This is a genomic window from Halosimplex halobium (assembly GCF_051414055.1).
In the GTDB taxonomy this organism is placed as follows: Archaea; Halobacteriota; Halobacteria; order Halobacteriales; family Haloarculaceae; genus Halosimplex; species Halosimplex halobium.
This window is the reverse complement of sequence record NZ_JBLKNX010000027.1, coordinates 17,075-38,593: the sequence shown is the minus strand read 5'-3', so window position 1 is coordinate 38,593 and position 21,519 is coordinate 17,075. Positions and strand designations below refer to the sequence as shown.

Below are 21,519 nucleotides of genomic sequence, written 5' to 3'. Positions count from 1 at the left end.
ATTCGAAAGGGTTGGTACTGAATGAGCGAGGACCACCGGCCGGCGGCCGCGTCGGAGGCAGAGGAGTCGTTCGTCTTCGACGAGCTCGACCGGGCGGACGGCGACGGCGCGCTCGACGCCGCGCCCGACGGCCCCCCGGGAGCGGAGACGATGTCGCGGGAGGCGGTCGAGTCGGCCATCGTCGACGACGTGGTCGAACACTTCGCGGCCGACTACGACCCGGCGGCGCTGGGGATCGACACGCCGAGCGAGGAGTCGGTCCGCGGGCGGTGGTTCGACTTCGGCTATCTCGACGACTGCGAGGTCGTCTCCTGGCGGTGGTCGCGCCGACCGTACTCCTACACGGCCATCGTCTACGACCCCGCGGAGAACGAACACCGCTACCGCGCGGAGACGCCGGTGTTGACCGAGTTCGAGCAGTACGTCCGCGAGGACCTGACGCGGATCCTCCGGCAGGACCTGATGCACCGCGACGTGGGCGCCGAGGAGGAGCGCGACGAGATCTTCGAGCTGGAGGTCCAGCGGATCTTCGACGAGCACGCCGCGGCCGTCCCGGCGGCGACGCTGCTGCGGATCCTCTACTACCTGCGCCGGGACTTCGTCCGCTACGGGAAGATCGACCCGCTGATGGGGGACCCGGCGATCGAGGACATCTCCTGCGACGGGGTCGGCGTCCCGCTGTTCGTCTACCACGGCGACTACCGCGACCTGGAGACGAACCTCTCCTTTTCGGAGGAGCGCCTCGACGCGTTCGTGACCCGGCTGGCCCAGCGGGCCGGCAAGTCGCTGACCGCCGCGGACCCGCTACTGGACGCGAGCCTGCCCGACGGCTCCCGGGCGCAGTTCACCCTCGGCTCGGACGTGAGCCTCCGCGGCTCGACGTTCACGATCCGGCGGTTCTCGGAGGACCCCTTTACGCCGACCGACCTCATCGACTTCGGGACGTTCAGCCTCGACCAGATGGCCTACCTCTGGCTGCTCGTCGAGAACGACAAGTCGGTGATGTTCGCCGGCGGCACCGGGTCGGGCAAGACCACCAGCCTCAACGCCATCTCCTATTTCATCCCGCCGGGCAACAAGATCGTCTCCATCGAGGACACCCCGGAGGTGCGCCTGCCCCACGACAACTGGGTGCGCAACGTCACCCGCGAGTCCTCGACCGCGGAGGGCCGGGGCGCGGTGACGATGTACGACCTGCTGGAGTCGGCGCTGCGCCAGCGCCCCGAGTTCCTGCTCGTCGGGGAGATCCGCGCCAACCCGCAGGTGGCCTTCACGTTCTTCCAGGCCATCTCGACGGGCCACACCGCCTACACGACCTTCCACGCCGACTCCGCGGACGGCGCGATGCGCCGCCTGGAGAACGAGCCGCTGAACATCCCCCGGCAGATGCTGGGCAGTCTCGACGTGATCTCCATCCAGCGCCAGGTCACGCAGGGCTCCCAGCGCGTCCGGCGCAACCACAAGCTGGTGGAGCTGACGCCGACGAGCGACGCGGCGGGCGGCGTCGAGGTCCGCGACGTGTTCGAACGCGACCCCGCGGCCGACGAGATGGTCCAGCGGTCGGCCTCGTCGCTGCTCCAGGAAGTCAAATACGAGCGCGGCTGGGACGACGACCGGCTCAGGCGCGCGCTCTCCCAGCGCCGGGAGGTCCTGCAGTACCTCCAGCGGGCCGACATCAGACACCACGAGGAAGTGGGCCGAGTGATCCACACGTTCTACCGCCAGCCCGAGACCGTCCTCGAACGGGTCCGCGCGGACGAACTCGACCCCGCGGAACTCCCCGCCCACCGGACGGAGTGACCGATGCCCGGAGACAGCGACGATCCGACCGGTTCGTCCGACGACGACCCACGGGACGGGCCCGACGACCCGCCGACGGGCGACGGTGAAGGGGACGCCGGCACCGGCCCCGACCGCGACCCTGACCCCGACCGACCGCTGGACACCGGGACGGACGCTGACGGAGATACCACCGAGACGGACGCAGATGCAGAAGCCGACGACGAGTGGGGCGTCCGCCACGGGGCGGCCGGCGGCGACGAGTCGGACGGTGACGGCACGGACGAACGCGGGACGAACGAGAGGACAGCCGGGGACGCGGCCGACGACGGCACGGGCGTCGGACCCGACTCGCCGGGCGCGCCGGCAGAACGGGACGGCGCCCCGGCGGTCGAGTGGGACGACACCGACGGTGCGGCGGCGCGCAACCCCGAGGAGTCGTTCCTTGGGCCGACGGAGGCGACCGCGGGGTTCGAGTCGATCGACCGCGAGGACCTCCGGGAACACTACGGACCGGTCCGGACGTTCTTCAAGCGCCGCGCCGACGAGTACGGGCGCTTCCAGCGCCAACTGAGCCGCGCCTGGCTCCGGGACACCTACGACATCTACCTCACGAGGCTGGTCCACCGGATGGTGCTCGTGGTCGGCGTCGCCGTCGCGCTCGCCGCGCTCGCGGGCGTCGGCGTCCTCGTCGCGGGCCGCCTGTGGGGGCTCCCTACGCTCACCGGGGCGACCGGACTGTCGGCCCCCGTGCTGGCCGGGACCGTCGCCGGCGCCGTCCTCGCCGCCGGCCTCCTCGGGGCAGTGCTGTACTGGGTGTGGCGCCGCGTCTACCGGATCCAGACCCGCATCGGCCGCCGGCGGCGGGAGATCAACTACAACCTGCCCTACGCTATCACGTTCATGTACGCGCTCTCGCGGGCCGGCGTCAGCTTCGACCGGATCCTCGTCCGGCTGGCCGAGGCCGAGGAGACCTACGGCGCGGCCTCCCAGGAGTTCGACCGCGTCGTCCGCGATGTGGAGATGTTCGGCAACAACCTCTACATCGGGCTGGAGAACCTACGGACGGTCACGCCCAGCGACGAACTCCGGCGGTTCACGGACGACCTCATGACCGTGCTGGAGAGCGGCGGCGACGTGTCGGCATTCCTGCGCGACGAGGTCGACGAGCAGCTCGACGCGGCCGTCGAGGCCCAGGAGTCGTTCGTCGAGCGGCTGGAGCTGCTCAGCGAGGTGTTCGTCGTCGGGTTCGTCGCCGCGCCGCTGTTCGTACTCGTGGTGCTGATCGTCGTGAGCTTCCTCGGCGAGGACACGCTGACGGCGATCAAGTGGCTGATCTACGTCGCGATCCCGCTGGCGCTGGCGGGGTTCGTCGTGCTCGTGGACATGGTCAGCCAGCCGTTCCGGTCGGCCCCCGTGGAGTTCACGCCCGGCCGGGAGCGCCCGGACCCGCCCGAGCCCGCCGAGGGCGACCCCGAGTGGCGCGAGGACTACGAGCGCACCAAACTCATCCGCGGGCTGCAGGCCCGGCTGCTGGCTCAGGTCGGCCGGGTCCGCGAGGAGCCCGAGCGAGCGTTCCTGTTTTCCGTCCCGGTCGCCGTCGCGCTGCCGGCCGCCGCCGTGGCCACCGGGGCCGTCACGGCCAGCGTCGCCGCGGTGGTCGAGGACCCGGTGACGGCGACGACCCAGTTGGTGGTCGCGCCGCTGGTCCTCGCGACCGTCCCCGTCGCCGTCGGCTACGAGGCGCGCGTCCGGCAGGAGGCGGCCTTCCGGCGGCGCTTCCCGGACGTGCTCGACCTGCTGGCGACGAGCAACCGCCGCGGGCTGTCGCTGACCGCGGCCCTGGCCATCGTCGCCGACTCGACGACCGGCCGCGTCGGCGAGCAGTTCGAGCGGCTGCGCAACGACATCCGGTGGAACTTCGACACCGCCGAGGCCTTCGAGGCGTTCGGCGACCGCATCTCCTCGCCGGCGCTGACCCGGACGGTCAAGCTCATCGCCGAGGGGAGCCGCGCGACCAGCGACCTCCACGCGGTGCTGGACGTGGCCGCGACCGACACGACCGAGCGTGTCCGCCTCCGCCGCCAGCGCCAGCAGGCGCTGCAGTCGTACCTCGCCATCGTCGTCATCGGCTTCCTCGTCTACCTGCTGGTCGTGCTGATGCTGTCGGCGAACTTCCTCGACCCCATCGAGACCTACGCCGCCGAGATGCCCGCGGACATCGACCCCGGCCCGGTGAACGTCGCGGCCATCCCCGTCGACCAGCTCCGGATGGTGCTGTTCCACTCGGCGCTCATCCAGGGCTTCGGGAGCGGCCTGCTCGCCGGCAAGCTCGCCGAGGGCAGCCTCTACGCCGGCCTCAAGTACGGCGTCGGCCTGGTCGTCGTCGCCGTCGTCGCCTTCATGCTCATCTGATCCATGTCCAGAAACGAACCCACACCACGGTCGCCGTCGCCGCTCGCCTCCGGGAGCGACAGCCGTTGGGCTTCGCCCGGCTTCGGGGACGACCGCGCGGTCTCGCCGGTCGTCGGCGCCGTGTTGATGCTGGCGCTCGTCTTCCTGCTGGTCGGAGTCATCCAGACCACGGCCATCCCCGCCGCCAACGCCCAGCTGGAGTTCCGCCACAGCGAGGAGGTCAGGTCCGACGTGGTCGGCCTCGCGGCCACCGCCGACCGGGTCGCCGACGGCGGCCACGCCCAGCTCGCGCAGGTCGCCGTCGGCTTCCGCTACCCGACGCGGCTCTTCTTCGTCAACCCGCCGCCGGTCGCCGGCACGCTCCGGACGACCGACGCCCGGACGGTCACGGTCGACAACGCCCGCGCGACCGGCGAGACCGGCCACTACTGGAACGGGTCGGCCCGGACGTTCCGCACCCACAGCGTCGTCTACGCCCCCGAGTACAACGAGTACGGCGCCGCGCCGACGACCGTCTACGAGCCCTGGGCCGTCTACGGCCGCGCCGACGGGCGCACCCTCCCGCGGACGGCGACGGATCTCGTCGACGGCCGACGGATCTCGCTGGTCGCGCTCGACGGCCGCTACTCCCGGTCGGTGCCCGGTACCGTCGGCGTCTCGGTCACGCCGACCAGCGCCCCCGTCCGGACCGTGACCGTCGCCAACGCGACCGACCCCGACACCGGCGAGCCCGAACCCATCACGCTGACCGTCCGGACCGGGATCCGCAACGACACCTGGGCGGAGTTGCTCGACGAGGAGATGACTGACAGCGACGGACACGTCGCGGGGTTCAGCTGTCTGCGCGAGCCGCCCGAGCCCTGTGGGGAGTTGACGCTCACGCTCGAACCCGGGACCTACGAACTCCGCCTCGGCGAGGTGGGGATCGGCAGCGGCGCCAGCGAGGAGCCCGCAGCGTATCTCACCGACGTGGCAGGCAACGCGACGGCCGTCACCGAGACCGGCCGCCAGCGGCTCGCGGTCGAGGCGCGCGACCGCTTCGACAACCCCGTCAGCGGCGTCCCGGTGACCGCCACGGTCACGAACGGGTCCGGAGAGGTCCGGCCCACCTCGTCCGTGACCGACGAGGGCGGGCGGGCGACGTTCGTCTACCGGGCGCCCGAGACCGTCAACGAGACGGCGCCGGTCACCGTCCGCGCGCAGTTCGGCGCCGGCGACGCGCCCCGCAACGTCACGTTCGACCTTCTGCTCGTCGACCGGACCGTCAACGCGTCGGCGGGAACGGCCGGTGACGGTACCGGTGGCGCCCCCGGGGACGGCGGACCGGGCGACGGCGGCGCCGGCGACGGCACCAGCGCGGGCGCGGTCGGGACCGTCGGCGGGACCGTCGACAGCGGGCCCAGTCAGGGCGAGGGCCGCGAGGTAACCTTCTCGCTCGACGCGGATCGGTCAGTCACGGTCACCGGGATCTCGGTGCGGACGGGGAACGACCTCGCCGACGGGGAGTACGTCGAGCGGAACACGACGGTCGACGGGTCGGCGCTCCCGACCGAGGTGTCCGGCGAGTTCGAGGTCGCGCTTCGCGACGTCTTCAAGAGTGCCAATCGCCGCGGGAGCGGCGACCTCGGCGTCGGCGAGTTTGTCGATCCCGCCGAGGCCGACCTCGTCGTCACGCTCCAGTTCGACGACGGGAGTACGCTGGAAGTCGGGATCGGATGATCCATCCGCTTCGGGGTTTCGCTCGCTTACGCGTTGATCTCCCGGTCAATCCGTCGCCGGCTCGACGTGCAAAGCCCGGTTCTCGTGGGCGATCTGGACGTTGTAGGTGCCGGGTTCGTCCGGCCCGATCTCGAAGGTCACGGGTACGCGACCGTGGGCCGGGAGCGCCACTGTCCGGGTCACGGTCTCGGCGCCGACCGAGAGCGGCACCTCGTAGGTCCCCTCGACCCCGGCCGTGTTGACCACGGTCAGTGACACGGTCGTCCGCTCGTCGGTCGCGATCCGCTCCCGTTCGACGGCGAAGTCCTCGACGACGATAGCCCGCTTGGGCACCGTTCGCCTGACCACGAAGGTGTCCCCGGCGTCGAGCGCGAGGTCGTACGCGGGTTCGTCGGCGTCGTGGTCGAACTGCGCGGTGACGTCCTCGCCGAGTCGCTCACCGCCGTCGCTCGGGTCGAGGCGACGAACGGACCAGTCGACGAGCGTACTGGTCTCCCCGCTGAGCCGAGCGTCGTAGGTTTCTTCGGCCCCGAGCGTCGTGACGTGCCAGGTGTGGTCGTCCACCCGCTCGACCGTCGTCGGGCCGTCGACGAAGAGCCTGACGCCGTCGTCGAGCGGGTAGTACTGCTGGGTCGCCACCTCCGGGTAGGCCCCGGCGCCGTAGAGGTCCTGGCCGACCGCGCCGAGCGTCTCGAACATCGGTTCCAGCGCGCCGAACGGTTCGAGCGGGAGCGCCCAGTCGTGGTTGACCCGGCGGCCCGACTGGGGGGAAACGCCGTCGAACACCAGCGACGTATCGGGCTGGAAACGCGCCAGCGAATCCGCGAGCGACGACCCTTTGTGTCGCAGGAGTTCGCCGGTTAGCCGGCGGGCCTCCGGGGTCAGGGCGTCCCCGGCCTCGCGGAGGTAGCGGTCGAGGTAGTAGAGCAGCGACCACTCCTCCAGCGCGTTCGCGAAGAAGTTCCCCTCGTAGCCCTCCGGCGGCATCGCCTCGTTCAGGAGGAAGACGTTCCGCCCCGCGAACGAGCCGTACTCGGGGTCGAAGAAGTACGCGTGTCGGAGCACGTTCGCCAGCCCGATGTACGAGGCCTCGACGTAGCGGTCGTCGTCGGTCCGGTCGGCCAGTCGCGCCATCGCCAGCGGGGTCAGCGGGGTCGTGGTGAACTCGTAGGGGAGTTCGAACCCGTAGTCGAGCAACTGCTCGGCGGCGGCCTCGGCCTCCTCGACGTAGCGTTGCTCGCCCGTCAACTCGTGGTACTGCAACATCAGGTAGGCGTAGGCGCCGGTGCAGTCGTACTGGTAGCCGTCCCACTGTCGGTCGTCGGGCTCGTGGCCCGACAGCGAATCCACGTCGAGCCACATGGGGAACTCGTAGTCGAGCGCCCGGCCGACAGCGACCATCACGTCGGCGGTGTCGACGACCATCTCCGCGACGGCGTCGTCGTCGAAGGCGATGGCGAACTCGGCCGCCTGGACGACCGGCCAGAAGAGGTACCACGCGTCGACGTGGGTCAGCGTCAGCGGGGCCGGCGAGTTGCCGATCATGCCGGTGTTGCCGGCCGCGTCCTCGTAGTCGGGGTCGTAGTAGGTCTCGACGAGCGAGGCCACGTCCGCGGCCAGGTCGGCGGCCGCGTCGTCGTCGAACCGTTCGGCGTAGGCCCGGAACGGGGTGACGATACTCAGGACGGTCACGAGTTCGACGCCGCCCGGGTGGAACTGTCCGTCGTACTCGTAGCGGTTCTCGGGGGCGCGGACGGCGTCGAGGGTGTCCTCGCTGACCGCCGGCCAGTCGACCCGTTCGGGGTCCGGTCGGTCCAGCCGGTCGTAGATGGCCGCCAGGTCGGTGACGAACCGGTCGCAGTACGCGTCCGGGGCGTCGACCGGCGGCGCGTCGGGGGTGAGGACGAGTGTCGCGCCGTGGACCGTCAGCGGGTCGTCACCGGGGGAGTCGCCCGACGGCGCGTCGGACGGGTCCGGAGGGACGTAGCCGACCCGTTCGGCGGAGTCCGTGACGGTCCCGCGCATGGTCGTCCCGGTGCGTCGGAAGTACTCGTCGAGCGCGGGCCAGTCGGCGAGGTACAGACACGTCGCGTCGAGCGCGTCGACGCCCGCGTAGACGAACTGGTTCAGGTCGCTCGTCCCCGCTGCGGGGTTGCTCCCGGGCGTCCCGTCGAGGTACGAGGTGAACGCGTCGGCGTCGGCGTCGCCCGTGGCGCCCCGAACACCGAGTTCCGGGTCCCAGCCGGCCGTCGGGAGCGCCGCCGCGTCGTCGGCTCCCATCGTCACCTCGTAGGAGAGCGTCCCCGGGTAGTCCGAGGGGAGAACCAGCGAGAGGGTGTACGGCGCTCCGTCGAGCGTCCCCTCGACGGTGACACGCACGTCGCCCGCGTCCGTCCGGGTCGTCACCTGCGCGACGGAGCCGGCCGAGAGCGGGCCGTCGTCGGGACCGCCGGGTGACAGCGTCAGCGTGCCGCCGGGAGCGGAGCCCCCGTCGTCGGGTCGCCGTCGGATTTCCACGCAGTCGTCGTCGGGATCGACGGTGACGGCGAACGCCCCGGTTCGAGCGACCGCGCGCCCGGGCTCGTCCGCGGTCACCGCGACCGAATCCGCTCCCGTCATGGTCACAGGGAAGCCAGGTCGAGCGTCACTTCGTCGACGGCGAGCCTGAGCTCTTTTTTCACGCCGCCGTCGTCGCTGACCGCGTAGTTCGCCTCGAAGATCCCCGCGTCCTCGAACTTCGAGATGTGGACCGAGATGGTCCCCTTCGAGAGGTCGAGGGCGTCGACGAGTTCGTCGATGGTGTGCGGTTCCTCGGCGACGGTCCGCAGCAACCGCCACCGCGGTTTGGAGCCGATCGCGTCGGCGACCGCGAACACGTCCTTGTCCTCGACCGACAGTTCGACGCCTCCGTCGTCGGCGCCGGTCGCCGTCGGCATCCGTCTCGTGAAGTTGTTCTGGCCGCTCATTGTGACACTGACCCACGCTTCTCCATCGCCGAGCAAAAATGTATGGGGTGCTTTTGGATCTATCCAAATATAATTTGACGAATCCGATTGAACGGGTGCGGCTTTGGCACTTCACTACATTTAGGAGAGACGAACGCTATCATGTCAGTAATGACCACTGGGGACGCCCGCGGCTGGTGGGAGACGGAGGGTGTTCGAGCGGTGACGCTCTACCCCTGGGCGACGATGGACGTGGACTCGGTGCTCGCGGACCTGGCGGAGCGGAACGTCAACACCGTGATGGTGATCTGCAAGGAGAGCGACGGTCGGGTGTTCTACGACTCGGACACCGTCCCGAACCAGGTGCCCGAACGCGACCTGCTGGCGGAGTTCGTCGCGGCGGCCGAGCGGCGCGACCTCAGGGTCGTCCCCGTCTTCCTCGCGCTCACGGACAAGTACCTGCTCGAACAGCACTCGGAGTTCGTCCAGGTGGCCCGCGACGGGACGGCCATCCGGTATCCGAACGTCTCCTTCGAGTGGATGCACTGGGTCTGTCCCAGCCGCGAGCCGGTCAGGGACCACCTCCTGACGCTCGCGGAGGAGATCAGCGAGTACGACATCGACGGGATCCGCTTCCAGCACCTCGAGTACCAGCCCATCCGCAACGGCGAGAGCGACTACCTCTCCTGTTACTGCGACGAGTGTCTCGGTATCGAGGACGGCGACGAGACGGCCCAGCGCGACCACGGCGAGTGGATCGACCACCGCGTCTCGACGACGACGGACCTCCTGTCGTCGCTGGCTGCGCCGTTCGACGACGAGCAGATGGTCAACCTCCAGTTCGAGGTGTACTCCGACATGGAGTCGACGCTCCGGGACAGCCGCGAACAGCTCGGGCTCGACATCGAACGGCTCGCCGAACACGTCGACACGCTCTCGCCGCGGACGGCCCACGTCGACATGGGCGTTCACCCCCTGTGGGTCCGGGACGTCACGCGCTCTCTCCGGGACGCCGTCGGGAAGCCGATCGTCCCGTCGATCCGGACCGCCAGCAGCGACGACCCCGGGGACCACCTGAGCCAGGGCGAACTCCTCACGGCCATCCAGATGGCGCTTCACGGGGGAGCCGCCGGCGTGAGCCTGTTCTCGGCCGGCGCGAACATCGGCCGGATCACCGACGACCAGTGGACCGTCGTCGAGGAGTCGTTCGAGGGACTCGCCGACCTGAACGGTCGATAAACGCCGGCGAGCATATCGAGATACGATCCGTCCCGAGGGAGAATCGAGAAACGACCGTCTCGGGGTGGGGCCTTACCGGCAGTCGTCGAGGTACGACAGCGCCCGCGGTACGGCGGTCGCGTCGTCGGTTTCGCCCTCCCACTCCAGCGTGACGTACCCGTCGTAGCCGGCGGCGGCCAGCGAGTCCAGTTCCTCGGCGTAGTAGGGATGTTCGGGGTCGCGACCGCGCTCGTCCACCGCGTCGTACGCGGCGTGGACGTGGTCGGCGAGGTGGCGAGTCCGCTCGATCGACGGGCGACCGTCGACGTAGTTCGCCAGGTCCAGGACGAAACCGAGGCCGCCGTTGACCCGGCGGCGGACGCCGAAGACATCGTCGGCGGTCCGGATCAGCCCGTCGTGGTTGTGGTTCTCGACCGCGAGAGTCGCCTCACAGGTGCGGGCGTGGTCGAGACACTCCTGCAGGCACCGTCCCACGTCGCGCCAGACCGCGGGGTCGCCGTGTTCGCGGTCGTGGAGGCCGGGAAAACCGGTGAACGCGCGCACGACGTCAGCGCCCAGCACGTCCGCTCGGTCGGTCCACGCGGTGACGTGGTCGACGTCTTCCCGACGGTCCGAGCGGTCGGGCTTCGCGAAGTCGTTGTAGAACACCGAGAGGCAGGCGACCTCGACCCCGTTGTCGGCCGCCGCGTCGCGGACCTCGCCCAGCGTCGCCTCGTCCCCACCGGGGAGGTGCTCCTCGATGAGTTCGACGCCCTCGACCGGGAGATCGCTCCCGGCGCGCTCGAGGAAGCCGAACACGTCGAGGTCGCCGCGCTCGAAGGCGTCGTGGTAGGAGTAGCTCGAACAGGCGAGTTTCACGCGTCCCCCTCCAGCGGCAACGAGACCGGGCGTCGCGCCTCGGCGGCCCGGTAGATCGCCAGGACGAGTTCCAGCGCGTCCCGTCCCTCGCGGGCAGTCACCGGCGGTTCCTCGCCGTCGAGTGCGGCGTCGACGAACCGCGCGATGGGGCTCCGATACTCGGGGACCGGGACGTCGACGCGCCCGCGGTCGTCGTCGAGGTCGACAGTCAGCTCGCCGGCCACCTTGTCGACGGTGAGGACCCCCTCGGTCCCGACGACCTGCGTCTCGATGCGTTCGGGATCGGTCGTCCAGGACACCTCGAAGGTGCCGAGCCCGCCGTCGGCCAGTCGCATCGTCGCGACGGCGGTGTCTTCCACGTCGGCGTCCATCGCGAGTGTCGCCGTCTCGGCGGTCACGGACTCGACGTCGCCGGCGAGCGACAGCACGAGGTCCGCGTTGTGGATGCCGATGTCGACCATCGCGCCGCCGCCCGACGCCTCGGCGTCGGTGAACCAGGTCGACCGCGGGGCCCACCCCTCGGGACCGCTGTGGCTGAATCGCGCGCGGATCGTCTGAATATCGCCGACGAGCCCGCTCTCGAGCACCGACATCGCCTTCTGGTAGACCGGGGCGAAGCGCTCGGACTGGTCGATCATCAGGATCCCGTCGCTCGCGTCCGCGGCCGCGACCATCTCGTCGGCCTCGGCCAGCGTCGTCGCCATCGGCTTCTCGCAGAGGACGTGCAGGTCTTCGGCCAGCGCCGCGGTGACCGCGTCCGCGTGCAGATGGTTCGGGAGGCAGACGCTGACGGCGTCGACGGTCCCCGACTCGACGAGGTCGCCGGTGTCGGTGAAGGTGTGCTCGGCGCCGACTTCGTCGGCGACGGCGCGCGCTTTCCGTTCCTCGACGTCACAGACCGCGGTGACCGTGGCGTCGGAGTGGTCGGCGTACCCGGGCAGGTGGAACCGCTGGGCGATCGCACCCGTGCCGATGACCCCGACCCGGAGGGTGTCCTCGTCTACGCCCTCGTCGGGCGAATCGATCATGATCTCGCGTTGCATACGCGTCCAAGAGCGCGTGGGGCGGGCTTAACGGTACGCGAGTGTTTGATGGCGACAAAATGTCTTTGGATGTATCCAAAGAGTCGCCAAATTATAAATCACCATAAACCGCTTGTTTGGGATGTCATGGAACCTCATGATCGCAACGCCTACTCGCGGCGTCGAGTGGTGAAAGGCATCGGGCTGACCGGTGTCACGCTCGGTCTCGCGGGTTGTTCGGGCGACACCGACGGCGGCGGTGGTGACGGTGCGAGCGACGGCGGTGACGGCGGTGATGGGCAGGGCGGCGCCACCAGTAGTGACGAGACTCCGTCCCCCGAACCCGTCGAATCCACCTGGAAGGGCGTCCTCACGAAGCCCGGCGAGGACGGCCAGCACAACCCCTGGGGCAAGAACTACAACTTCGACGGGTTCTTCCTGTACGACCACCTGGGCCGGTACCACGGGAACAACCACGAGTTCGTCGGGTTCGTCGCGGACGACTGGAGCGTCGACGGGACGACAGCGACGCTCCAGCTCAGGGACACGTACACCTGGCACGACGGCGACCCGGTGACCGCCGACGACCTCGTCACACAGCTGGACATCGAGTCGCTGCTCGGGTCCCCCTTCGACACCGTCGACTCCTACGAGAAGACGGGCGAGCGAAGCATAGAATTCTCGCTGAGCAAGCCGGCCAACGAGTTCATGGTCCTCAACCAGATCCTCAGCCGCCGGCTCCAGGCCAAGACGAGCATCTACGGCGAGTTCGCCGAGCGAGCGCGTGACGCCGGGAGCGAGGAGGAAAAGCAGGCGGTCATCACCGACCTCCAGGAGATGGAGCTGCAGTTCGGGGCCGAGAAACACCCCATCGGGAACGGCCCCTGGCAGTTCAAGAGCGCCTCGAACCAGGAGTGGACCTTCGAGCTCTACGAGGACTACGACAACGGCCACTTCAGCGCCGACGAGCGCAACTTCAGCCAGGCCGGCTGGCGCTACGTCCCGAGCAAGTCCAAGCGGTCGCTCGCGCTCGCGAACGACAGGATCGACTACTGGACGAAGACCCACCCGACCCAGGCCCAGATCGAACAGCAACCCGACGCCGTCGACTGGAACAAGGTCCCGCTGTACAACGGCTACGGGCTGGTCGCGAACTTCAACAAGGAGCCCTGGGACGACCGCCGGGTCCGCCAGGCGATGCTCTACGCGATCGACTTCGGGCTCGTGGCGGAGAACACCTCCGGCGCGTACCAGCGCGACGCTATCGAGATCCCCTGCGGCGTCTCGAACAGCATGCTCGACACGTACCTCGGCGACGCCCAGGACCAGTACCTCACCTACGAGAAAGACCGGGAGAGAGCGGCGCAACTCCTGCGCGACGCGGGCTTCTCGAAGTCCGACGGCACCTGGCAGAAGCCCGACGGCGAGCCGTTCGCCCCCACCATCAAGGAAGGGCGGGGCGGCTACTGGGTGTCTATCGGCCAGAACGTCACCAGTCAGCTGGACAACTTCGGCGTCGACGCGGAACTCCAGAAGGTCGGTCACACGCAGATGTACGGCGAGATCGTCCCGAACGGGAACTTCGACGTCATCGGCGACTGGTGGTCCGGCGTGTGGTTCCAGGCCGGCTATCCCGGCTATCACATCCGCGCCGTGACGCTGGGCTGGTGGGCGGACCAGACGAACTATCCCGAACAGATCGACATTCCGATGCCCGTCGGTGACCCGAACGGCTCGACCGAGACGGTCGACGTCGCCCAGCTGTTCGAGGACCTCTCGACGGCACAGGACCCCGCGGAAGAACAGCGTCTCAACCGGAAGGCCGCGTGGCTGTACAACATGACGCTGCCGAAGATGCCGATCACCGTCGAGCACGACATCAACCTCTTCGACACCAAAAACTGGGAGCTCCCCCCGCTCGACGGCGAGCTCATGCAACAGGGCGAACCCCACTGGTGGGCCGACCGGATGGGCGAGATCCAGGCCCGGACCAAGTAGCGCGGTCGCCCGTCACTCATCATGGCAAGTAACCGTTACTACGCGAAACGAATCGGGCAGTCGTTCGTCACGGTGTACGCCGTCGTGACGCTCTCGTTCGTCCTCATTCGACTGATGCCCGGTGGGCCCATCGACTACCTCCGGGCCCAGTACATGCGACAGAACCTCAACCAGGAGGAGATCCAGCAGAAGATCGCCCTCTACACCAACATCGAGACGGACGCGCCGATGTGGGAACAGTACGTCGAATACATGGCCGCGCTCGCGCAGTTCGACTTCGGGCGGTCCATCTTCTACGCGGAGCCCGTCGCCGGCCTGCTGGGAGGCGCCGTCCCGTGGACGGTCCTGTACATGTCCATCTCGCTGTGTCTGATGTTCGCGATCGGCGTCTCGATGGGCGCGTTCATGGCCTACCGCGAGGGGAGCCGGTTCGACACCGCCTCGACGCTCCTGTCGATCGTCGCGAACTCGGTCCCCTACTACATCGCGGCGATCCTCCTGCTGTACCTGCTCGGGTTCGAGTGGTCGGTGTTCCCGACGGCCGGCCGGATGAACCCGCAGACGAGCGTCGGACTCAACCTCCCGTTCGTCGTCGGCGTCCTGACCCACGCGGCGCTGCCGGTGCTCTCGCTGGTCGTGACCGGATTCGGCGGGAAGGCCATCACCATGCGAGGCAACGCGATCAGCGAACTCGGCGAGGACTACCTCCGGGTGGCGCGCCTGCGCGGGCTGCCCGAGCGCCGGATCGCGCTCCGGTACGTCGCCCGCAACGCCATCCTCCCGATGTACACGGGCATCATGATCTCCATCGGGACGATGTTCGGCGGGTCGGTCATCCTGGAGAAGATCTTCGCCTACCAGGGCGTCGGCTACTACGTGTTCAGGTCGATATCGTCGCGCGACTACCCACTGATGATGGGCGGGTTCATCCTCATCACGGTCGCGGTCGTCATCGGCGTCCTCATCGCGGACCTGACCTACGGGAAACTCGACCCCCGCGCCGGAGGTGAGAGCGATGAAGCGTACTGACGACGGGACCGGCGACGACGACGGGGACAGCGACGAGCGCTTCCAGTCGTTCGCCGCGTCGGGCGGGGACGACCCCTCGTCGTCGGACCCCCGGGCGGTCTCGACCGACGGCGGCGCGGCGGGGTCGGTCTCGCCGTTCGAACGCGTCGCCGACGACAGCGTCGAGGGGACCGACCGGCTCCGCCAGCTCGTCGACCTCTGGCTGCTCGCGCCCGCCCGCATCGTGTGGTCGGACTGGCGGGCCCGCGCCGGAGCGGCTATCATCCTCCTGTTCGTCCTCATGGGGACCGTGGGGCCGCTACTCGTGCGGTACCCCGAGCCCAACACCGGGCCGCGACTGCTCGCGCCGTTCCAGAACTGGGCGTACCCCCTCGGGACCGACCCGAAGGCCCAGGGCGTCTTCGCCAGCGTCGTCCACGCGACGCCGGTGATGCTGAAGATGATCCTCGGCGGTGCCGTCTTCTCGATCATCGTCGCGACCGCCATCGGGATCGTCTCCGGCTACAAGGGCGGCTGGACCGAGACGGTCCTGATGACGATCACGGACATCATGATGACCATCCCGGGCCTGCCGCTCATCATCGTCGTGGCGGCGATCGTCCAGCCCGAGAGCCCGATCGTGGTCGGGGTGCTCGTCTCCATCAACGCCTGGGCCGGCCTGGCGCGGGCCGTCCGCTCGCAGGTGCTCACGATCCGCGACGCCCCGTACGTCGAGGCGTCGCGGACGATGGGACTCGGGGTCCCGACCATCCTCGGGCGGGACGTCCTCCCGAACCTGATGCCGTACATCCTGGTGAACTTCGTCGGGGCGGCCCGCGGGGTCATCTTCGGCTCCGTGGGGCTGTACTTCCTCGGCGTGCTCCCGTTCTCGAACCTGAACTGGGGCGTCATGATAACCCGGGCGTACAACTCCGGGGCGCTGTACTCCGACTCGCTGCGCCACTGGTTGCTCGCCCCACTGTTCACCGTCGTGTTCCTCTCGTTCGGGCTCATCCTGTTCGCCCAGGGCTGTGACCGGCTGTTCAACCCGCGCGTGCGAGCCAAACACGCGTCGACGGTCGACGACGACGAGGAACCGAGCGACGGACAGGCCGCTACGACCGCGACTCGAACGTAACCATGTCACGGACAGACCCAACTGCCGATACCCAGACGGACCGAGCCGAGACGGAAGTCGCCGGCCCGGGAACGTCGACACCCACGGCGGACGACCCGATCCTCGAACTACGGGACGTGAGCGTCACGTTCGACATGAGCCGGGGGGTGTCCCGCGTGCTCGACGACGTGAGCGTCGACGTGGCCAGACAGGAGATACTCGGCGTCGTCGGCGAGTCCGGGTCCGGCAAGTCCATGTTCGCCTCGGCGCTGCTCGACGCGGTGGTCGACCCGGGACAGCTCTCGGGAGAGATCGTCTACCGGCCCGACCCCGACACGGAGATCGACGTGCTGGGCCTCTCCGACTCGGACCTGAAGCGCCTGCGCTGGGAGGAGATCGCCATGGTCTTCCAGGGCGCCCAGTCGTCGTTCAACCCGACGCTGTCGGTCCGGGGCCACTTCGTCGAGACGCTGAAAGCCCACGACTACGACGTCGACGCGGGACTGGAACGGGCCAGGGACATCATCTCGGACCTCTACATGGACCCCGACCGGGTGCTCGACTCCTACGCGCACGAGCTGTCGGGCGGGATGCAACAGCGGGCGCTCATCGCGCTGTCGCTCGTGCTCGAACCGAACGTGCTGGTGATGGACGAACCCACGGCGGCGCTGGATCTCCTGATGCAGCGGTCCATCCTGAGCCTGCTGAACGAACTGCAGGAGAAATACGACCTGACCGTCGTGTTCATCACGCACGACCTGCCGCTCGTCGCCGGCCTGGCCGACCGCCTGGCCGTGATGTACGCCTTCGAACTCGTCGAGGTGGGACCGGCCCGCGAGACGGTGCTCGACGCCGCTCACCCCTACACCAGGGCGCTGTTGCGCTCGGTCCCGAACCTGGACATCCCCCTCGACGAGATGCAGGCGATCGAGGGGTCGGCCCCGGACCCGGTGAACACGCCGGAGGGGTGCAGTTACCACCCCCGGTGTCCGCTGTCGACCGAGGAGTGTCTGGTCTCCGATCCGGAGTTCCGGGCGGCCGGCACCGACCACCACGTCGCCTGTTTCCACCACGAGGATGCGGCCGAGGGCGTCCCGTTCGACATCGAGGACCACGCCCCCGAGGAGGAGGCGGAGTGGCCATGAGTGCGGAGCCGGTCGTCTCGCTGTCCGACGTCGAGGTCCACTTCGACCAGAACGATGGGCTGGTCGACCGACTCCGCGGGGACGGCAAGGCCCCGGTCCGGGCGGTCGACGGCGTCTCGCTGGACATCGAGGAGAACGACGTCGTCGCGCTCGTCGGCGAGAGCGGCTGCGGGAAGACCACGCTCGGGAAGGCGGCGATCGGGCTCCAGCGACCGACCGACGGCCAGGTACGGTACCGCGGACAGGACGTCTGGGACGCCTTCGACGGAACCGGCGACACGACGGTCGACGCGGAGGATATCCGCAGGTCCCTGCAGATCGTCCACCAGGACCCCGGGTCGTCGCTCAACCCCAACCAGACGGTGATGGCGACGCTCGCCGCGCCGCTGAAGCGCTGGTACGACGACCTCTCGCGGGAGGACCGCCGCGCTCGCATCCTCGGGATGCTCGAGACCGTCGGGATGGAGCCGCCGGCGGACTACGCCGAGCGGTATCCCCACCAGCTCTCCGGCGGCGAGAAACAGCGCGTCGCGCTCGTCCGCGCCCTGCTGATGAACCCGGACCTCATCCTCGCCGACGAGGCCGTCTCCGCGCTGGACGTCTCCCTGCGCGTCGAGATGATGGACCTGATGCTGGAGCTGCAGAACCAGTTCGACACCTCCTTCCTGTTCATCAGCCACAACCTCTCGAACGCGCGGTATCTGACCAAGCGCGCCGGCGGGCGGATCGGTATCATGTACATGGGCGAACTCGTCGAGGTCGGCCCCGCAGAGGAGGTTCTGCAGGACCCCAAACACCCCTACACGCGGGTCCTCAAGTGGGCGACCGCCAACCTCCACCCGGACTACGTTCAGGTCGAGGAGCCACCGGTCCGGGACATCGACATCCCCGACCAGACCGACCCCCCGAGCGGCTGTCGGTTCCACACGCGCTGTCCCGTCGCCAGGGAGGCCTGCCGCGAGGAGCACCCGTCGCTCGGTGACGACGGCGGCCACGCCGCGGCCTGCTTCCGGGACGACGATTCCCACCGGTACTGGTCGAGCCCCGAACTCGACGACTAGCGGTCCCGCGCTCGCCGACGGCCGGTTCGTCGGCCGGCCGGTACGCAGGAACGGGGCGCTTTCCCGCGGCGTGGACGACGTGCTGCCTGGATTTCGTCCGGTGTCGTGAATCCCAGTACGGACGGTGTGTTCACTCGGGTGTCCGTTTCGTGACCAGTATCCGGTCTCCACCGTGGAAGCTGCCGTGTCTTCGTCGTCACCCCCGGTTCAATCGAAGACGCTCTCCTCGTCGTCCTGGTCGTCCTCGAAGGGGCGCCACCCGACGTAGATGATGATCAGGGACCCAACGACGGGGATCAGGAGGAAGGCGACGCTCAGCTGGACGGCGACCGCCTCGGCACTCCCCGCTTCGACGTAGAGCAGGGAGAACGCGAGCAGGAGGGCGAGCGTCGCCCCCATCGCCAGCGTGACGGTCCAGAAATTGATCCCCTCGTCCATCGATTCGTCTTCGTCGTCCATCGGTAAAACGTCTCCGCGGCTGTGGTCAGAACAGGAGGGCGCCGCCGGCGCGCTCGTCGACCGCCACGCGAAGCGGGTCGGCCGCGTCGACGCGGAGGTCCCCGAGCGCCTCCCGGACAGTTCCCGTCTCAGTACACTGCAGGTCGACGGTGCGAGACTCGTCGGTGGGGTTGAGGACGTAGAGCAACCAGCCGGCGTCGGTCGCGTGGAGTCGCGTCTGGACCGCCCCGTCCGAACACCGAACGGTCGGACTCGCCCCGCCCCGGTCGAACAGGTGCGAGAGCGTCGACCGGACCGCGCCGAGCGCGTCACTGTCGGTCGCTGCACGGCCGAGAAGGGTACCGACGGCCATCGCCGTCCCGTCGCCGTGCGAGTCGACCGTCGCGCCGACGCCGCCGTCGCTCCAGCGACCGAGCGCGGTCGCGGTCGTGGGGTCGAAGACGTCGCGTCTCGCGGCCGCCGGAGCGGTCGCGACATCGGGCGTTCCGCCGTCGGCCGAGACTGCCGCTCGCGCGTCAGCGACTTCCAGCGTCTCGTCGTCCGCGTACCGGGTGGTGCGCAGGCGCGTCCCGAAGACCTCGTCCAGGTCGTGGCCGGGCGATTCACGGAGGCATCGACCGTTCTCGTCGTAGACGGCGGGCGCACCGCCGGTGACGAGCGTGCCGCCCCCGTCGACGTACGCCTCGATAGCCTCGACGGTCGACGGTTCGAGCAGGAGCGGAAAGGGGAGGTAGACGGCGTCGTACCCGTCGAACTGGTGGGGCTTGGCGAAGTCGACCTGATAGTCGGTCGCCCACAGCGCCCGGTAGACACCGCGGACGGCCGTCGCGAACTGCTCGGTGTCCTTCTCGGCGACGTAGTTGAACAGGGGCGCCTCCGCGAGGGTGCCGACGGCGACATCGCCGCGGACGGGTTCGGACGCCTCGAGGACGGGTCGCTCCGAGACGAGGTCGGCGAACGAGGCGGCGACTTCGGTGCGCTCCGTTCGCGACCCGTCCCGACGGACGAGGCCGAACCCGGGGCTCTCGTGGCCGAGCAGCTCCGGCCGGTACTGCCAGTAGAGCAGGCCGGTCGCCCCGCCGGCGAGCGCGTTCCAGTTCCACAGCGCCATCGACTCCGGGTCGGGGTCGGGGCCTCTCGTCAGCCCCATGGGGTCGATACTGTTGCCGCTCCGGACGTGCCCGCCCTGAAGCTCCGTCTGCCAGAACGGCTTCTCGCCGGCGGCACCCCTGGCGACGTCGAGCATCAGGTGGTGGTCGAGCGTCTGCCGTTCGGCGTCGGTCGTGATCTCGGGATGGTCGGGCCCCCAGTGAGGGAACGTCGTCGTTCCCCACTCGTCGACGGTATCGGCCGACCGCCAGTCGTCGTTGAACCGGTGGGGCAGGTCGCCGAGATTGCCGGAGATGCCGTGCGCGCGGACCGACGCGGTCGCGTCGCTCTCGTCCAGGGCGCTCGCTCGCCACTGCATGTGTTCCTGCTGGGAGTCGAGGCGGAACCGCAGCCAGTCCAGGTACCGGGGGTACCCGCCGTGGTATTTCGGCGGTTCGACCTGGGACCACGACGTGTATCGCGTCTCCCAGGCCTCGTTCAGGCCGTCGATGTCACCGTACCGGTCGCGAAGCCAGTCCTCGAACTTGTCCCTGCAGGCTTCGCAGTAACAGAATCGCTTGTCGGGAAAGTGGAGGTTCGGCTCGAAGAACGCCTCGTCCCACGTCGTGTAGGAGGTGACCGTCGGGTCCTCGGAGTAGCGGCCGGCCAGCCGTCGCGTGAACCGCTCGGCGTGGTCGCGGACCGCGTCGTGGTTCAGACAGAGTCCGGGCCACCCGCCCCCGGGCGTGTTCGGCCGTGCCCGCACGTCGACTTTCCCGCCGTCGTGGTCCTCGTAGCGGGCTTCGGGGTACCGGTCGACCAGCCAGTGGGGTGCGTTCTCCAGAATCAGCGAGATGACGACGTCGAGATCGCGCTCACTGGCGAGTTCGACCAGTTCGTCGAGTTCGCCGAAGTCGAACTCGTCTTCGGCCGGGTGAGCGTGATTCCACATCGCCCACAGTTTCACTGTGTTGAACCCGAGATCGGCCATCTGAGAGAGGTCGTCGGCCCAGGTGTCCGACGGCGGATTCGGAGGACGGTAGTACTGAGCGCCGTACGCGAACATTGTCGAATTGTGGGCGAGTAAATTATTTAATCGTACGCCTGAATTCGGATATTTCCAAAGATAGTTTGTACTCTTCTAGTGGATCCGTATCGGGCGCCACGGCCGGGACGACGGCTCGCGAGAACGCGGAATCGTGGGGTCGTAGCGCCGAGAGAGCGCCCGCCGACACGACTCACGCCGATCTGCCATAGAGATCAACGGCTACTGTTGGACCGTGGAATGATCTCAGTTGCAGTAGGGTGCAGTAGTGGTGAGCAAACAGATAGAATCGTTTATTCCAGCGCTTTCAGGTTGTGAACGGGGTCGAGCCAGTCGACGGTCTCGGCGGTCGGTTCGACGGCCTCGGCGATCGCCTCGGCGGGTTTGTAGGCCATCGGCGCCTCGTCGAGGACGTCGTCGACGACCGACTCCGAATAGACCCCGTCCATCGCCGCCTCGAACGCGTCGAGCGAGAGTTCCTCGTGGGCCTCGCGGCGCCCCATCACGCGACCGGCGCCGTGGGGGGCCGTCCGGTGGTAGGCCTCGTTGCCCTTCCCGCGGGCGAGCAGCGACCCCTCCGCCATGTTGAACGGGATCACGAGTCGCTGGCTACTGACCCT

General features: G+C 68.9%; 15 protein-coding genes and 1 pseudogene. 9 read left to right on the top strand and 7 right to left on the bottom strand.

What is annotated here, in order from left to right; genetic code table 11:
- Positions 1-21: 21 nt before the first annotated feature.
- Genes ACMGFG_RS22385 through ACMGFG_RS22375 form a run of 3 tightly spaced genes read left to right on the top strand, consistent with a single transcriptional unit; the run spans position 22 to position 5,913 of the window.
- A complete protein-coding gene (locus tag ACMGFG_RS22385) occupies positions 22-1,800 on the top strand; it encodes a type II/IV secretion system ATPase subunit (RefSeq protein ID WP_436932507.1) in 1,779 nt (592 codons plus the stop codon).
- Between the two features lie 3 nt (positions 1,801-1,803).
- Positions 1,804-4,194: a type II secretion system F family protein gene (locus tag ACMGFG_RS22380; protein ID WP_436932506.1), complete on the top strand. Its 2,391-nt coding sequence runs from the start codon at positions 1,804-1,806 to the stop codon at positions 4,192-4,194.
- A 3-nt stretch (positions 4,195-4,197) separates the two neighbouring features.
- Positions 4,198-5,913, top strand: a complete 1,716-nt coding sequence (locus tag ACMGFG_RS22375) for an Ig-like domain-containing protein (RefSeq protein WP_436932505.1) — start codon at positions 4,198-4,200, stop codon at positions 5,911-5,913.
- Between the two features lie 45 nt (positions 5,914-5,958).
- Here the strand turns inward: ACMGFG_RS22375 and ACMGFG_RS22370 are convergent, their stop codons facing one another.
- Both ACMGFG_RS22370 and ACMGFG_RS22365 read right to left on the bottom strand, forming a co-directional pair.
- Positions 5,959-8,532 carry a hypothetical protein gene (locus ACMGFG_RS22370; RefSeq protein ID WP_436932504.1) on the bottom strand — a complete coding sequence of 858 codons (2,574 nt, stop codon included), beginning with the start codon at positions 8,530-8,532 and terminating at the stop codon, positions 5,959-5,961.
- A 2-nt stretch (positions 8,533-8,534) separates the two neighbouring features.
- Positions 8,535-8,879: an ArsR/SmtB family transcription factor gene (locus ACMGFG_RS22365; protein ID WP_436932503.1), complete on the bottom strand. Its 345-nt coding sequence runs from the start codon at positions 8,877-8,879 to the stop codon at positions 8,535-8,537.
- Positions 8,880-9,029: 150 nt separating this feature from the next.
- On the opposite strand from ACMGFG_RS22365, the gene ACMGFG_RS22360 reads away from it, so the two are divergent.
- Positions 9,030-10,097 (top strand): family 10 glycosylhydrolase, encoded by a 1,068-nt coding sequence (locus ACMGFG_RS22360; protein ID WP_436932502.1) that lies wholly within the window; start codon positions 9,030-9,032, stop codon positions 10,095-10,097.
- A 72-nt stretch (positions 10,098-10,169) separates the two neighbouring features.
- Here the strand turns inward: ACMGFG_RS22360 and ACMGFG_RS22355 are convergent, their stop codons facing one another.
- Positions 10,170-10,955, bottom strand: coding sequence for a sugar phosphate isomerase/epimerase family protein (locus tag ACMGFG_RS22355; protein WP_436932501.1), 786 nt, complete (start codon positions 10,953-10,955; stop codon positions 10,170-10,172).
- Positions 10,952-11,998: a Gfo/Idh/MocA family protein gene (locus tag ACMGFG_RS22350; protein ID WP_436932500.1), complete on the bottom strand. Its 1,047-nt coding sequence runs from the start codon at positions 11,996-11,998 to the stop codon at positions 10,952-10,954. The genes ACMGFG_RS22355 and ACMGFG_RS22350 overlap by 4 nt, the downstream gene beginning before the upstream one ends.
- Positions 11,999-12,124: 126 nt before the next feature.
- Between ACMGFG_RS22350 and ACMGFG_RS22345 the strand changes: the two genes are divergently transcribed.
- From ACMGFG_RS22345 to ACMGFG_RS22325, 5 genes are read left to right on the top strand one after another with little or no spacing between them, the layout of a single operon-like run.
- Complete coding sequence (locus ACMGFG_RS22345; protein ID WP_436932499.1) at positions 12,125-13,975, top strand: ABC transporter substrate-binding protein; 1,851 nt, start codon at positions 12,125-12,127, stop codon at positions 13,973-13,975.
- A 21-nt stretch (positions 13,976-13,996) separates the two neighbouring features.
- Positions 13,997-15,004: an ABC transporter permease gene (locus ACMGFG_RS22340; protein WP_436932498.1), complete on the top strand. Its 1,008-nt coding sequence runs from the start codon at positions 13,997-13,999 to the stop codon at positions 15,002-15,004.
- Entirely contained in the window at positions 14,991-16,121 is a 1,131-nt protein-coding gene (locus ACMGFG_RS22335) for an ABC transporter permease (RefSeq protein ID WP_436932497.1), read from the top strand. Before ACMGFG_RS22340 ends, ACMGFG_RS22335 begins: the two co-directional genes overlap by 14 nt.
- Before the next feature lie 2 nt (positions 16,122-16,123).
- Positions 16,124-17,245, top strand: coding sequence for an ABC transporter ATP-binding protein (locus tag ACMGFG_RS22330; RefSeq protein ID WP_436932496.1), 1,122 nt, complete (start codon positions 16,124-16,126; stop codon positions 17,243-17,245).
- Entirely contained in the window at positions 17,242-18,306 is a 1,065-nt protein-coding gene (locus tag ACMGFG_RS22325; protein ID WP_436932495.1) for an ABC transporter ATP-binding protein, read from the top strand. Before ACMGFG_RS22330 ends, ACMGFG_RS22325 begins: the two co-directional genes overlap by 4 nt.
- A gap of 207 nt (positions 18,307-18,513) precedes the next feature.
- Here the strand turns inward: ACMGFG_RS22325 and ACMGFG_RS22320 are convergent, their stop codons facing one another.
- From ACMGFG_RS22320 to ACMGFG_RS22310, 3 genes and pseudogenes are all read right to left on the bottom strand, one after another.
- The gene (locus ACMGFG_RS22320; RefSeq protein WP_436932494.1) at positions 18,514-18,765 is read right to left on the bottom strand and encodes a hypothetical protein; all 252 of its coding nucleotides are present in this window, start codon (positions 18,763-18,765) and stop codon (positions 18,514-18,516) included.
- A 25-nt stretch (positions 18,766-18,790) separates the two neighbouring features.
- On the bottom strand, positions 18,791-20,920 hold the full coding sequence (locus ACMGFG_RS22315; RefSeq protein ID WP_436932493.1) for a beta-galactosidase: 2,130 nt from the start codon (positions 20,918-20,920) through the stop codon (positions 18,791-18,793).
- 272 nt (positions 20,921-21,192) lie between these two features.
- Positions 21,193-21,507, bottom strand: a pseudogene (locus ACMGFG_RS22310) (RtcB family protein); the annotation flags it as partial.
- Positions 21,508-21,519: the final 12 nt, after the last annotated feature.

Excerpts from the sequence above, each read along its gene's own strand:
- ACMGFG_RS22385 (WP_436932507.1), top strand. The coding sequence starts at position 22 with ATGAGCGAGGACCACCGGCCGGCGGCCGCGTCGGAGGCAGAGGAGTCG.
- ACMGFG_RS22380 (WP_436932506.1), top strand. The coding sequence starts at position 1,804 with ATGCCCGGAGACAGCGACGATCCGACCGGTTCGTCCGACGACGACCCA.
- ACMGFG_RS22375 (WP_436932505.1), top strand. The coding sequence starts at position 4,198 with ATGTCCAGAAACGAACCCACACCACGGTCGCCGTCGCCGCTCGCCTCC.
- ACMGFG_RS22370 (WP_436932504.1), bottom strand. The coding sequence starts at position 8,532 with ATGACGGGAGCGGATTCGGTCGCGGTGACCGCGGACGAGCCCGGGCGC.
- ACMGFG_RS22365 (WP_436932503.1), bottom strand. The coding sequence starts at position 8,879 with ATGAGCGGCCAGAACAACTTCACGAGACGGATGCCGACGGCGACCGGC.
- ACMGFG_RS22360 (WP_436932502.1), top strand. The coding sequence starts at position 9,030 with ATGACCACTGGGGACGCCCGCGGCTGGTGGGAGACGGAGGGTGTTCGA.
- ACMGFG_RS22350 (WP_436932500.1), bottom strand. The coding sequence starts at position 11,998 with ATGCAACGCGAGATCATGATCGATTCGCCCGACGAGGGCGTAGACGAG.
- ACMGFG_RS22345 (WP_436932499.1), top strand. The coding sequence starts at position 12,125 with ATGGAACCTCATGATCGCAACGCCTACTCGCGGCGTCGAGTGGTGAAA.
- ACMGFG_RS22340 (WP_436932498.1), top strand. The coding sequence starts at position 13,997 with ATGGCAAGTAACCGTTACTACGCGAAACGAATCGGGCAGTCGTTCGTC.
- ACMGFG_RS22335 (WP_436932497.1), top strand. The coding sequence starts at position 14,991 with ATGAAGCGTACTGACGACGGGACCGGCGACGACGACGGGGACAGCGAC.
- ACMGFG_RS22330 (WP_436932496.1), top strand. The coding sequence starts at position 16,124 with ATGTCACGGACAGACCCAACTGCCGATACCCAGACGGACCGAGCCGAG.
- ACMGFG_RS22325 (WP_436932495.1), top strand. The coding sequence starts at position 17,242 with ATGAGTGCGGAGCCGGTCGTCTCGCTGTCCGACGTCGAGGTCCACTTC.
- ACMGFG_RS22320 (WP_436932494.1), bottom strand. The coding sequence starts at position 18,765 with ATGGACGACGAAGACGAATCGATGGACGAGGGGATCAATTTCTGGACC.
- ACMGFG_RS22315 (WP_436932493.1), bottom strand. The coding sequence starts at position 20,920 with ATGTTCGCGTACGGCGCTCAGTACTACCGTCCTCCGAATCCGCCGTCG.